This window comes from Streptomyces sp. CNQ329 (genome assembly GCF_000482585.1).
The window spans coordinates 64,851-77,451 of record NZ_AXVU01000027.1 but is presented as its reverse complement, the minus strand read 5'-3'; the positions used below and the strand labels follow the sequence as shown (position 1 = coordinate 77,451).

Here is a 12,601-nt window from a genome sequence, read left to right as displayed (position 1 = left end):
GCCGCAGCGTAAAAATCCGAGAAAAGATTCATGTATAGAGACGGCGTTCAGAATACCGAACCACCGGTATCGTCGGGCACCGTCCGCCATGTGTGCAAGAGGAACGGAGACATCTCAGTTGTCCGCACCAGTCTGGAGCGTCGATCCCCGCACCGGTAACCGCCGGGAGCAGGTCGCCACCGAGGCGACCCCCCAGGAGGTCGACAAGACCGTACGCGCCGCGCACGCCGCCGCCCCGGCGCTCGCCGAACGCGCGCAGCGCGCCCGGTTGCTGCGGGCCGCGGCCGATCTCTTCGACCAGCACGTCGACAAGGTCGTCGAGTGCGCCGACGCCGAGACCGCCCTCGGGCCCGGCCGGCTCAGCGGCGAACTCACCCGCACGACCTACCAGTTGCGCGCCTTCGCCGACATCGCCGAGGCCGGTGACTTCCTCGACGTGCGCATCGACCACGCCGACGCGACCCTCGCCCCGCCGCGGCCCGACCTGCGCCGCTGGAAGGTGCCGCTGGGCGTCGTCGCCGTCTACTCCGCCTCGAACTTCCCCCTCGCCTTCTCCGTTCCCGGCGGCGACACCGCCAGCGCGCTCGCCGCCGGCTGCCCCGTCGTGGTCAAGGCCCACCCCGACCACCCCGGCACCTCCGAGCTTTCCGTGGCGCTGCTGCACCGGGCGGCCGAGGAGGCCGGGCTGCCGCAGGAGGTCGTCTCGGTCCTCCACGGCTTCGACGCCGGCGTGGAGCTGGTGCGCCATCCGCTCGTCGCCGCCGCCGGGTTCACCGGCTCGGTCCGCGGCGGACGGGCCCTGTTCGACGCCGCCGCCGCGCGGCCCCGGCCCATCCCGTTCCACGGCGAGCTGGGCAGCCTGAACCCCGTCGTCGTCAGCGCGGCGGCGGCCGGGGAGCGGGCCGAGGAGATCGGCGCCGGGCTCGCGGCGTCGATGACGCTGGGCGTCGGGCAGTTCTGCACCAAGCCGGGGCTGGTCCTGGTCCCTGCGGGCGAGGCCGGCGACCGGCTCGTCACGTCGCTCACGGCGGCGGTCAGCGAGACCGAGGCGGGCGTCATGCTCGACCACCGGATGCGGGACGCCTTCGTCGCGGGCGTACGCGAGCGCGCCGCGCTCGAAGGCGTGCAGAGCCCGCTGACGCCGGGCGCGGGCGGCGAGCACACCGTCAGCGGCGGCTTCCTCAGCGTCGACGCCGAACGCCTCGCGGGCGGCGGCGAGTACGACCTGCTGCTGGAGGAGTGCTTCGGGCCCGTGACCGTCCTCGTGCGGTACGAGGACGTGGCGCAGGTCTCCGAGGTGCTGGCCCGGGTGCCGGGCAGCCTCACGGCGACCGCCCACCTGGGCGCCGCGGAGGCGGAGGAAGAGGCGGGGACCGCGGACGGGGACGGCGGCGCGGCGCGGCTGCTGGCCGAACTGACGCCCCTCGCCGGGCGGATCCTCATCGACGGCTGGCCCACGGGCGTCGCCGTCGCCCCCGCGCAGCAGCACGGCGGCCCGTACCCGGCGACGACGTCGACCTCGACCTCCGTCGGCGGCACGGCGATCGAGCGCTGGCTGCGCCCGGTGGCGTACCAGAACGCGCCCCGGGCACTGCTGCCCGCCGAACTGCGCGAGGACAACCCCGCGGGTGTGCCCCGCACGGTGGACGGCGTCCGGGAGAGCTGACGTACGGCGCGGGCGGCGGCGGTTCGCACGCCGCCCGCACGCGCCGCCCGTCCGGCGGCGCCGCCACCCGCCGGGCCCGCTCCCGTCCCGCGGTCACACCAGCGCGCGGGCCAGCGCCTCGGCGAACCGGTCCGTCGTCCGCCGGTCCCGCACCGCGAGGCGCAGCCAGCCGGGGCCGAGGCCGGGGAAGGTGTCGCCCCGGCGAACGGCGAAGCCGAGGCGGCGCAGCCGCGCGCGTACGACGGGACCGGCGGCGGCGCCGTCCCCTCCCGCACCGCCGGGGCCTCCCGCACCGCCGGAGACATGTACCAGGACGAACGGCGCCTCCGCCGTCCCGGCGGTCGTGACCTCCGCGAACTCCCCGAGCCTGCACAGCAGATACGCCCGGTCCGCACCGATCGCCGCCGCCGCCTCCTCCGCCTCCGCGAGCGCCCGCGGCGCGCACACCGCCTCCGCCGCCGCCAGCGCCGGCGTCGACACCGGCCACAGCGGCTGGGCCCGTTGCAGGACGGCGACCGTCGCGGGGTCGGCGAGGACGTAGCCGACGCGCAGGCCCGCGAGCCCCCAGGTCTTGGTGAGGCTGCGCAGGACGACCAGACCGGGGACGTCCGCGCGCCCGGCCAGCGACTCCCGCTCACCCGGCACCGCGTCCATGAACGCCTCGTCCACCACGAGGACGCGCCCCGGCCGGGCCAGCGCGGCGACGGCGGCGGCGGGGTGGAGGACGGACGTCGGGTTGGTGGGGTTGCCGACGACGACGAGGTCGGCGTCCTCCGGCACGGCCCGCGGTGGCAGCCGGAAGCCGTCCTCCGGGCGCAGCAGCACCCGGTCCACGGCGTACCCCGCGTCCCGCAGCGCCGCCTCCGGCTCCGTGAACTGCGGGTGGACGACGACAGCCCGGCGCACCGCCGGCCGCAGCGCCCGGGCCAGCAGCACGAACGCCTCCGCCGCACCCGCGGTGAGCAGCACCCGGGCGTCCGGCACCCCGTGACGGGCGGCGACGGCGGCGCGGGCGGCACGGCCGTCGGGGTAGGCGGCGAGCCGGTCGAGGGAGTCGGCGAGGCGGGCCTTCAGCCACGCGGGGGGAGTGCCGGCGCGGACGTTGACGGCGAGGTCGGTGAGGCCCGGGGCGGCGTCGCGGAGTTCGGCGTCGCCGTGGTGGCGCAGGTCGTGACGGACGGGCGGGGAGGGTTCAGTGCGCATGGGCGTGGCCGCCGTGGGCGTGGTGGCCGTGGAGGTGAGGGCCGTGGCCGTGGGCCGGGCCGTCCTCGCCGGGGTGGAAGTGGGGTTGCTGCGGGGCGCCGACCTTGTCCTCGTACCCGGGCAGGGCGACGCGGTAGACGCAGGAGTCGCAGTTCATGCGCAGGTCCCCGGCGACGGCCTCGTCGTACCGCTCCCCGACCAGCTCCACCAGCTCCTCCGCCGCGCCGATGACCCCCGCCGTGCGCACGTCGGCCCCGGGGTGGGCCGCCGCCCACCGCCGTGCCTGGCTGGCGACGCGCTCGGGGAGCACCCCGGTGAAGAGGAAGTAGGGCAGCACGACGACGCGGGCGGCGCCCAGCCGCCGGCAGCGCTCCAGTCCGGCGGCCACGTCGGGCGCGGCGAGCGACACGAACGCCGTCTCCACGCCCGCGTAGCCGCGGCCCTCCCAGAGCAGCCGGGCGGCCTTGTGCACCTCGGCGTTGGCGTCGGGGTCGGTGGAGCCCCGGCCGACGAGGAGGACGGTGGTACGGGCCCGTTCGGCGCCCGCATCCGTGCGCCGGTTCCCGTCCGGGTCCCCGGCCAGGGCTTCGTCGACGCGCCGCTCCAGCACGGCGAGCAGCTTCGGATGCGGGCCCAGGGGGCGGCCGTAGGCGTACGAGAGGCCGGGGTGGCGCTCCTTCTCGCGGGCCAGCGCGGCGGGGATGTCGCCCTTGGCGTGCCCGGCGGAGACGAGCATGAGGGGTACGGCCGCGAAGTGCCGTATGCCGCGGTCCACGAGCCGGGCGACGGCCTCGCCCAGCGGCGGCGGCGACAGCTCGATGAAACCGCCGGCGACGGTCAGCCCGGGGCGGCGGTCGGCGAGCGCCCGCACGAACGCGCGGAACGCCTCGGCACCGGCGGCGTCACGGGTGCCGTGACCGGCGATGAGCAGGGCGGGCTTGGTCACTGGGGTCTCCTCGGTGGTACGGAACCCGGGCGGAGCCGGGCGGGACGGTCCGCGGCGGCCGGAGGGCCCGGCGGGGGCGCTGCGTAGAGCAGGGCGTTGACGGCCGCGGCGGCGACCGCCGAGCCCCCCTTCTCCGAGACGTTGCTGATCGCCGGCAGCCCCGTGGCGCGGAGCGCCGCCTTGCTCTCCACCGCTCCCACGAACCCCACCGGCAGCCCGACCACCAGAGCCGGCGCCGCGCCCAGCCCGGTCAGCTCCTCCAGCGCCGTCGGCGCACAGCCGACCACCCAGACGGCGCCGTCACCCACGTGCTCGTACGCCAGCCGCACGGCCGCCGCCGAGCGGGTCAGGCCGGGTGCGGCCACGGCGTCGCGCAGCCTGCAGACCGCCCTGCGGGCGGTGATGCCCGCCGCGACCATCTCGACGTCGGCGACGACCGGCGCACCGGCGTGCAGCGCGGCATGCGCGGCGGTCAGCGACGCCTCGTCGCACACCAGGTCGTCGGCGTAGGCGAGATCGGCGGACGAGTGGATGACACGCTCGACGACCGCGCGGGTCAGCGGCGGGAGATGCGCCGTGCCGACGCGGGCGCGCAGCCGGCGGTACGACTCCTCCTCGATGGGGTGGACGGTCCTCGTCACGGGCACTCCTCCGGGGCCTCGTCGATGGCGTCGGCCGGGCAGACCTCCACGCACTCCAGACAGCCCGTGCACACGTCGGCGCGTACGAACAGGGCGCCGCCGCGGGGGCGGACGGCGTGCTCGGGGCAGGTGAGGAGGCAGGCACCGCAGCCGGTGCAGCGGTCGGTGACGGTGAGGGCGCGCCGCGGAGGGCCGCCGGTGCCGGTCGGTGCCGCCGCGGCCGGAGCGGGGCGCGTACGGGCGTTCACATCTGCCACCGGTAGCCGCGCGGCGTCACCATCCGGCCCTCGATCTCGCGGGTCGCCGAGTTGCCGACCGTCACCACGGTCATCATGTCGACCGTCCCCGGGTCGAGTTCGGCGAGCGTCGTCAGCAGCACGTGCTCCTCCGGGCGGGACGCGTTGCGCACCACGCCCACCGGCGTCGTGGGCGCGCGGTGCGTCGCCAGCAGCGCCAGCGCCTCCGGGAGCTGCCGGGTACGGGCGCGGCTGCGCGGGTTGTAGAACGTGACCACGAGGTCCGACTCCGCCGCCGCCCGCACCCGGCGCGCGATGACCTCCCACGGGGTGTGCAGGTCGGAGAGGCTGACGGAGACGTGGTCGTGCCCCAGCGGCGCACCCAGCAGCGCCGCCGCGGCCAGAGCCGCCGTCACGCCCGGCACGCCGGCGACGTCGATGTCCGCGCCCGCTTCCGCCAGCGCCGGCGCGGCCATCGCGTAGACCCCGGCGTCGCCGCTGCCGACCAGCGCCACGGCGCGGCCCGCGCGGGCCTCGGCCACCGCGGTACGGGCCCGCTCCTCCTCGGCGCCCAGGCCGGAGGCGAGGACCCGGGTGCCGGGGCGGAGCAGGTCGCGGATCTGCGCGACGTACTGGTCGAGGCCGACGATCACGGACGCCCGGCGCAGCTCGGCGCGGGCCCGCGGCGTCAGCAGGTCGCGGGCACCGGGGCCGAGGCCGACGACGGCGAGCCGTCCGCGGGGGCGGCGGCGGGCGACGGCGCACGTGGCCATGGCGGGGCGGCGGGGCCGTTCGGCGGCGGACCCGGCGGGCTGATCGGCGACGGTGCCGGTGCCGCGGCCGGGGAGTGAGTCGGCGTGGTGATCTGCCGGCCGGCCGGCGGGGGTGGACTTCCGTTTGCGCACGAGGAGTTCGGCGCCCGGGCCGGCGCCCGTGAGCGCGGCGGCCTCCGCGACGCTGGGCGTGCCGACGGCGGCCAGGGGTGCGGCGGAGGGGGTGGGCACGTCGACGGCGGCCAGTTCGGCGGCGGGGAACGTACGCAGCGGCACCCCCAGGCGCTCGGCGGCGGCGAGCAGGCCCGGCTCGCCGGCCTTGGCGTCGACGGTCGCGAGCGCGGTCACGGAGCGTGGGCTCAGCCCGGCGTCGTCGAGGGCGTCCTCGATGACGCCCAGCACTTCGTCCACCCCGGCCCCGCGGCTGGCCCCCACGCCGACGACGAGGGACGGTGGGCGGAGGACGGCCTCGCGGGCCGCGAGCGGCAGGCGGCGGTCGGTGACGTAGAGGCGCACGTCCGTCGCCACGCCGGAGACCCCCACGTGCGGCGGCAGCGCGGGCAGCGGCCACGTCGCGTCGGCCCGCAGCGCGACGGGAGCGCCGTCCAGAATCGCCCGCGTCACGGCCGCGACCGCGCCTTCGGCGGGCCAGCCGACGGAGTCGAGGCCGGGGATGCCGACGGCGTCGGTGGCGGTGGTCACGACGGGCGTGCAGCCGTCGCCGAGCAGGCCCGCGACCTCGCTGGCCAGCTCGTTGGCGCCGCCGCCGTGGCCGCCGAGGAGGGCGACGGCGAAGCGGCCCGCCTCGTCGACGCAGACCACCCCGGGATCGGTGGCCTTGCCGCGCAGCAGAGGGGCCAGGAGACGGACCGTGGCGCCGGTGGCGAGGAAGCAGACGAGCTGGTCGCAGTCCTCGAAGGCGCGCGCGAGGGCGGTACGGACCGGGCCCTCGTCGTAGCGGCGGGTCCGCTCCGGCCAGGCGACGGCCAGGCGCCGCGCGGCGGCGGAGCCGGCGGCGGTGGCGGCGACGAGGCCGATCACGGGGCGGTCCTGCGGGGCGGTGCGGTCACGGGTGCGGCTCCCTGGGTGTCGTACGGCTCTGAGGCGGCGCGGCTCGCGGTCCTGCGGTGCGGTTCCTCGTCTCCGGTGCGCAGGCCCCACAGGACGAACACCGGGTTGGTCGCGGCGAGTCGGGTGACCCCGCCGGGCAGCGGCGTGAGCCGGGAGGACTGCAGCAGCACGCCGTCCACCGCGAACCCGGCCGCCGCCAGCGCGGCGCGTACCCCCGGCACACGGTCGACGGCGGCCAGCGTCACGACCACGGCCCGGCGCGCACGCCGGGCGCACACCGCGACGACCTCCGCCACGTCACCGCCCCCGCCGCCGACGAACGCCGCGTCGGGGTCGGGCAGGTGGGCCAGTGCGGCGGGGGCGGTGCCGTGTACGGCCTGGACGTCGACGCCGTGCGCCCGCGCGTTGGCCCGGATCCGCGCGACGTCGCCGGCGTCCCGCTCCACGGCGATGGCGGCGGCCCCGAACCGGGCACACTCCACCGCGACCGACCCGGACCCGGCGCCCACGTCCCACACCAGGCCGCCGGGGCGGGGAGCGAGGCGGGCCAGGACGAGGGCGCGGACCTCGTACTTGGTGACCATGCCGGCCCGGTGCTCGAAGTCCGCCTCGGGAAGCGCCCACCCGTCGCCCGGGCGGCGCGTCAGGGGGTACGGGCCGGGGCCGGCGAGGGCGCGCCGTGCGGGGGCGAGGGCGCGGCCGGGGCGCTCGTCGAGGCAGAGCACGACGTTGACGGTGCCGCCGGGCCAGGAGCGGGCGGCGGCGTCGGCGGGGGAGAGGCGCACGACGTCCTCCTCGGCGGAGCCGAGGGCGGCGGAGACGACGAGGACACGGGGCAGTCCGGACGCGGCGAGCGCGGCGCCGAGTTCGGCGGGGCCGGCGCCGGGCCCGGTGAGGACGGCGGTCTTGGGGTGGGCGCGGCAGACGTTGACGGCGGTACGGAGGTCGCGCCCGTGGGCGCTGACGACGGCGGCGTCGTCCCAGGGCAGACCGGCCCGGGCGAAGGCGACGGCGAGGGAGGGGACGGCGGGACGCACGTCGAGACGCCGGGGCCCGAACCGCTCGGCGAGCACCCGCACCACACCGAAGAACCCGGGATCCCCGGAAGCCAGCACCACCACACGCCCCCGCCCGCCCCCCACCCGGGGCTGCGCCCCGTGCCCTCCCCGGGGCTGTGCCGCGGTCCCGGCCGGGGGCTGTGCCGGGGGCTCCGCGTGCCCCTCGCAGGGGTGCGGCCCGGGTACTGCCCTGGGCTGTGCGCCGTGCCTTTCGCGGGGCTGTGCCCCGGACCCCGCGGGGGGCTGTGCCGCGGGCCCCGCTGAGGGCTGTGCCCCGTGTCCTCCGTGGGGCTGCGGCCCGTGCCGGGCCGGGGGGTGCGCCCCGAGGGCTTCCCGGGGCTGCGCCTCGTGTCCCTCGCAGGGCCTCGGGCCGGGCCCCGAGGGGCGTTGCGCTTCGTGGGTCTTCGTGTCGGAGACGGCTCGGGGGTCTTCCCCCTCGCAGGTCTCGTCCGCGGGCCGGGCTCCGTCTGCCTGCACGTACGCCGCGATCCGGTCCAGGGCCGGGCCCAGCGGGCCCAGCGTCACGCACTCCGCGCCCGGCGGCAGCTCCGCCGCCGCCAAGTGCCGTGCCGCGCCCACCACCAGGTCCGCGTCCTCGATCCGCGCCGGAGGCGATCCGGTGCCGCAGCCGATGACCGTGATCACCGCAGCAGCTCCCCGTCGCTCCGCGCCACCAGCACGCGCCCCGTGAAGTCCACCATCGCCGCCTCCGCCGTGACCCTCCGGTCCGTGAAGCGCTCCAGCACCTCCGCCACCCGGCCGCACAACTCCCGCCCCGCCGCCCGCAGCAGACCCGCCGCCTCCCACACCTCGTACGCGTGCCGTCCCGTGTTCGCGACCGCCACCGCCGCCGCCAGGGCCTCCGTGCCGCCCGCCGCGCGCGTGATCTCCGCCAGCACCCCCGGGTCGACCTTGGAGCGCGTGTAGTGGGTCATCAGCACCCCGGCCGCCAGCTTCGTCAGCTTCCCGACCATGCCGACGAACACCACCCGCTCCAGTCCCCGCGCCACCGCCCTCCGCAGCGCGGCCCCGGTGAAGTCGCCCACCTCCACGAAGCACACCGCCGGCAGTCCCGGCAGCAGTTCCCTCGCTCCCCGTTCCGTCCGGCCGCCCGTGCACAGCACCACCGCCGTCTCGCCCTGCGCCGCCGCCACCGACACCGCCTGCTCGACGCTCGCCCGCCACGACGCCGTCGAGAACGGCCGTACGATGCCCGTCGTGCCGAGGATGGAGATGCCGCCGAGGATCCCCAGCCGCGCGTTCGTCGTCCTGCGCGCCCGCCGTTCCCCGTCCGGCACGCTGATCGTGACGTCCAGACCGCGCCGTCCGAGGTCCACCACCTCCGCCACCGCCTGTGTGATCATCCGCCGCGGTACGGGGTTGATCGCCGGGCCGCCCAGCTCCAGGCCCAGGCCCGGCTTCGTCACCACCCCGACCCCCACGCCGCCGTGCAGCTCCAGCCCCGGCCGCGCCCGCCAACTGACCGTCGCCGTGAGGTGCGAGCCGTGCGTGACGTCCGGGTCGTCGCCCGCGTCCTTCACCACCACCGCCTCCGTACGCCCCGGCCGCAGCTCCACCGCCCGCTCCACCGCGAACGTCACCCGCCGCCCCGACGGCAGCGCCACCTCCACCCACCGCTGCGCCTCCCCGGTCGCCAGCAACAGCGCCGCCGCGCGCGCCGCGGCCGACGCGCAGGTGCCGGTGGTCCACCCGGTGCGCAGCGCCTTCTGCCGCACCTTCGCCGTACGCGGCAGGTCCGGCTCCCGCAGGTCGGGCCCCCGCCGCTCCGGCGTGCCCCGCTCCGGCATGTCCTGCTCCGGCACGCGCCGCCCCGCCTCCCGCTGGTCCGTGTCCCGCTGCTCCGCCTCCCGCCGCGGCTCCCGCGCGCCCGGCTGCGGCACATCCGCGCCTTTCGTGCCCTCCGCATCCCGTCCCCGCTCGCCCCGCATCCGCTCTCCTCCTCCCCGCCGTCCCGAACCGGCCCTCCCCGCGCCCTACGCCCCGCCCTCAGGCAGCGCCGCCGGCGCCCGCAGCGCCCGCCGTGCCTCCGGGTCCGCGCGGCGGAAGCCGTGGAAGTGTCCCGGGTGGTACAGATGCGACCGCGTGCCCGCCGCCCCCAGCGCCGGGCCGACGAGGAACAGCGTGTGCTTCCACAGCCGGTGCTCCTTCACCGCCGCCTCCAGCGTGCCCACCGTGCAGCGCAGCACCAGCTCGTCCGGCCACGTCACCCGGTACGCCACGACCACCGGCGTCTGCGCCGCGTAGCCGCCCGCCAGCAGCTCCGCCGCCAGCCGGCCGGAGCGGGCGGCCGACAGGAACACCGCCATCGTCGTGCCGTGCCGCGCGAACTCCCGTACCTCCTCCCCGCTCGGCATCGGCGTCTTTCCGCCGCCCAGCCGCGTGAGGATCACGGACTGCGCGACCTCCGGAACCGTCAACTCCCGCCCCGCCGCGGCAGCCGCCGCCGAGAACGACGAGACCCCCGGCACGATCTCCACCTCAAGGCCCAGTCCCGCGCACCGCTCCACCTGTTCCTGCGTGCCGCCCCACAGCGCCGGGTCGCCGGAGTGCACGCGCGCCACCCGCAGCCCTCCGCGTGCCGCCCGCGCGTAGACCGCGACGACCTCCTCCAGCGGCACCGCCGCCGAGTCGACGATCTCCGCGTCCGCGCGGGCGTGTTGCAGCACGTCCTCGTGGACGAGGCTCGCCGCCCAGATCACGACGTCCGCCTCGGCGATGGCGCGGGCGGCCCGGAACGTCAGCAGGTCCGCGGCCCCCGGCCCGGCCCCGACGAACGTCACCCTGCCGGTGGCGTACGGCCCGGGTCCCGGCGCTCCCGGCCCGCTCACAGCTTCTCCCCCCGCCGCGCCCGCGGCGCCGGCGCGATCAGCGTCGACAGATACGGCAGCGCCTCCGCCCCCAACTCCGCCGCCGGCCGTACCGACTCCTCCGCCAGACCCAGCGACGACCCCCACACCGCCCCTTCCGCCCGGCCGGTCTCCGCGAGCGCCTCCGCGACCTCGGCCGCCAGCCGGCCGAACTTGTACGCCACCACCGTCCCCGGCCCCCGCAGCGCCTCCTTCAGCACCGCCGTGCCCGCCGTGACCGGCACCAGAGTCAGCGGCTCCGTGCCCTCCGCGAGCACCGTGCCGCCGCGCGCGGCCAGGTCCTGCATCGCGGTGATGCCCGGCACGCTCTCGATGCGTACGTCGGGGAGCAGGGCCGTGACGGTTCCGGCGAGGTAGGTGAACGTCGAGTACACGTGGGGGTCGCCGAGGGTGGCGAACGCCACCGAGCGGTGCTCGCGCAGCAGTGCGGCGACCCGGGCGCCCGCCGCGTCCCACGCGGCCTCGCGGCGGGCGGTGTCGCTGGGCTCGTTGAGTGCGAAGACGACCCGTACGACCTTCGCCCTGTCGACGTAGTGCAGGACCGTCGCCTCCGCCCGGCCGGTGCCGCCGCCCTCCATCACGGGGACGACGACCACCGCCGCCGCCCGCAGCGCACCCGCGCCCTTGACCGTGACCAGCTCGGGGTCACCGGGGCCGACCCCGACGCCGACGAGTCGCATGCTCATGCCGTTTCACACCCTTCGGCGAGCCGGCGCGCCATGGCGGGGGCGGCGGCCCAGTGCACGTGCAGGTACGAGGCGTGGACACCGCCCCGTACGAAACCTTCGACACGCCGGACCGGCCGGGTCATCCCCCATGCGGGCGTCTCGCCGGCGGGCGGGTCGAGCGCCGTGCGGTGGAACTCGTGGCCCCGGACCCGGGTGCCGGCGGCGGCGAGCGTGCTGTCGGCGACGGCGACGGCGTCGCGGTAGCCGAGGGTGAGCCGGTCGGTCATACGGGCCCGGGCGTCCAGCACGCCGCACATGGGGGCGCCGTCGAGGTCGCGGGCGAGGTAGACCAGGCCCGCGCACTCGGCCGCCACCGGCGCGCCGGTGGCGGCGAGCCGGGCGACGTCGCGGCGCAGCGGCTCGTTGGCGGCCAGCTCGGTGCCGTACACCTCGGGGAAGCCGCCGCCGATGACGAGGGCGCGGGTGCCGGGGGGCAGGGCCTCGTCGCGCAGGGGGTCGAAGGGGACGACGTCGGCGCCGGCGGCGGCGAGGAGTTCGGGATGCTCGGCGTACGAGAAGGTGAAGGCGGGACCGGCGGCGATCGCGACGACGGGCCGGGGGGTGCTCCCCGATCCCGCCCCTCCCCGGTCCCGCCCCCCGGCCCCCGGCCCGGGGCCGGTGGCGAGGCCGGCCAACGCCTCGGTCGCCGACCAGGCCTCCGCCGGCAGCGGCGGCGCCGTGCGGGCCAGCCGTAGCAGCCCCGGGACGTCGCACGACTCCCGTACGCGCGCCGCCAGTGCCCGTACCGCCGCCACCGCCGCCGCGTGCCGCTCCGCCGCCGGGACCAGGCCCAGGTGCCGCGACGGCGTCGCGAACCCCGCGTCGCGGCGCAGCGCGCCCAGCACCGCCACCCCCGCGCCGTCCAGTGCCTCGCGCAGCAGGGACTCGTGGCGGTCGGAGGCGACCTTGTTCAGGACGACACCCCCGATCCGCACCTCCGGGTCCCACGACGCGAACCCGTGCACCAGCGCCGCCACCGACCGCGACTGCCCCGAGGCGTCGACCACCAGCACCACCGGCGCCCGCAGCAGCTTCGCCAGCTCGGCCGTCGAGCCCGGCTCGCCCTCGCCCGCGGCGCCGTCGTACAGGCCCATCACGCCTTCCACGACCGCCACGTCCGCGCCCGCCGCCCCGTGCGCGAACAGCGGGGCGAGGAGGCCGGTGCCGCACATGGGCGCGTCGAGGTTCCGGCCGGGGCGTCCGCCGTCCGGGGAGCCGGCGACGGCGAGCGCGTGGTAGCCGGGGTCGATGTAGTCGGGGCCCGCCTTGTGCGGCGAGACGGTCAGGCCGGCGTCCGCGAACGCCGCCATCAGGCCCGTTGCGACGGTCGTCTTGCCGCTGCCGGAGGCCGGCGCGGCGACGACGAGCCGGGGGATGTCGATCACTGGAGA

10 protein-coding genes and 1 pseudogene are annotated in these 12,601 nt (G+C 77.7%); 1 reads left to right on the top strand and 10 read right to left on the bottom strand.

Annotation, left to right across the window (positions count from 1 at the left end; genetic code table 11):
* The first annotated feature begins 88 nt into the window (after window positions 1-88).
* Complete coding sequence (locus tag I003_RS0119305) at window positions 89-1,666, top strand: aldehyde dehydrogenase (NADP(+)) (protein WP_037721171.1); 1,578 nt, start codon at window positions 89-91, stop codon at window positions 1,664-1,666.
* 93 nt (window positions 1,667-1,759) lie between these two features.
* Here the strand turns inward: I003_RS0119305 and cobC are convergent, their stop codons facing one another.
* The 10 genes and pseudogenes from cobC to I003_RS0119255 form a co-directional block, all read right to left on the bottom strand.
* A complete protein-coding gene (cobC, locus tag I003_RS0119300; protein ID WP_027773004.1) occupies window positions 1,760-2,869 on the bottom strand; it encodes an Rv2231c family histidinol phosphate aminotransferase CobC in 1,110 nt (369 codons plus the stop codon).
* The gene (locus I003_RS0119295; protein WP_027773003.1) at window positions 2,859-3,815 is read right to left on the bottom strand and encodes a sirohydrochlorin chelatase; all 957 of its coding nucleotides are present in this window, start codon (window positions 3,813-3,815) and stop codon (window positions 2,859-2,861) included. The genes cobC and I003_RS0119295 overlap by 11 nt, the downstream gene beginning before the upstream one ends.
* Window positions 3,812-4,456 (bottom strand): precorrin-8X methylmutase, encoded by a 645-nt coding sequence (locus I003_RS32670; RefSeq protein WP_051368333.1) that lies wholly within the window; start codon window positions 4,454-4,456, stop codon window positions 3,812-3,814. Before I003_RS32670 ends, I003_RS0119295 begins: the two co-directional genes overlap by 4 nt.
* Complete coding sequence (locus tag I003_RS0119285; protein WP_027773002.1) at window positions 4,453-4,704, bottom strand: 4Fe-4S binding protein; 252 nt, start codon at window positions 4,702-4,704, stop codon at window positions 4,453-4,455. The genes I003_RS32670 and I003_RS0119285 overlap by 4 nt, the downstream gene beginning before the upstream one ends.
* Window positions 4,701-6,506 (bottom strand): precorrin-3B C(17)-methyltransferase, encoded by a 1,806-nt coding sequence (gene cobJ, locus I003_RS0119280; RefSeq protein WP_027773001.1) that lies wholly within the window; start codon window positions 6,504-6,506, stop codon window positions 4,701-4,703. Before cobJ ends, I003_RS0119285 begins: the two co-directional genes overlap by 4 nt.
* Window positions 6,503-7,660, bottom strand: a pseudogene (gene cbiE, locus I003_RS32665) (precorrin-6y C5,15-methyltransferase (decarboxylating) subunit CbiE); the annotation flags it as partial. The pseudogene cbiE and the gene cobJ, both read right to left, overlap by 4 nt.
* Window positions 7,661-8,235: 575 nt before the next feature.
* A complete protein-coding gene (locus I003_RS0119270; RefSeq protein ID WP_051368332.1) occupies window positions 8,236-9,543 on the bottom strand; it encodes a cobalt-precorrin-5B (C(1))-methyltransferase in 1,308 nt (435 codons plus the stop codon).
* Between the two features lie 45 nt (window positions 9,544-9,588).
* On the bottom strand, window positions 9,589-10,443 hold the full coding sequence (gene cobM, locus I003_RS0119265) for a precorrin-4 C(11)-methyltransferase (RefSeq protein ID WP_051368331.1): 855 nt from the start codon (window positions 10,441-10,443) through the stop codon (window positions 9,589-9,591).
* Window positions 10,440-11,168, bottom strand: a complete 729-nt coding sequence (gene cobI / locus I003_RS0119260) for a precorrin-2 C(20)-methyltransferase (RefSeq protein ID WP_027772998.1) — start codon at window positions 11,166-11,168, stop codon at window positions 10,440-10,442. The genes cobM and cobI overlap by 4 nt, the downstream gene beginning before the upstream one ends.
* On the bottom strand, window positions 11,165-12,595 hold the full coding sequence (locus I003_RS0119255; protein WP_027772997.1) for a cobyrinic acid a,c-diamide synthase CobB: 1,431 nt from the start codon (window positions 12,593-12,595) through the stop codon (window positions 11,165-11,167). The genes cobI and I003_RS0119255 overlap by 4 nt, the downstream gene beginning before the upstream one ends.
* Window positions 12,596-12,601: the final 6 nt, after the last annotated feature.

Excerpts from the sequence above, each read along its gene's own strand:
- I003_RS0119305 (WP_037721171.1), top strand. The coding sequence starts at position 89 with ATGTGTGCAAGAGGAACGGAGACATCTCAGTTGTCCGCACCAGTCTGG.
- cobC (WP_027773004.1), bottom strand. The coding sequence starts at position 2,869 with ATGCGCACTGAACCCTCCCCGCCCGTCCGTCACGACCTGCGCCACCAC.
- I003_RS0119270 (WP_051368332.1), bottom strand. The coding sequence starts at position 9,543 with ATGCGGGGCGAGCGGGGACGGGATGCGGAGGGCACGAAAGGCGCGGAT.
- cobI (WP_027772998.1), bottom strand. The coding sequence starts at position 11,168 with ATGAGCATGCGACTCGTCGGCGTCGGGGTCGGCCCCGGTGACCCCGAG.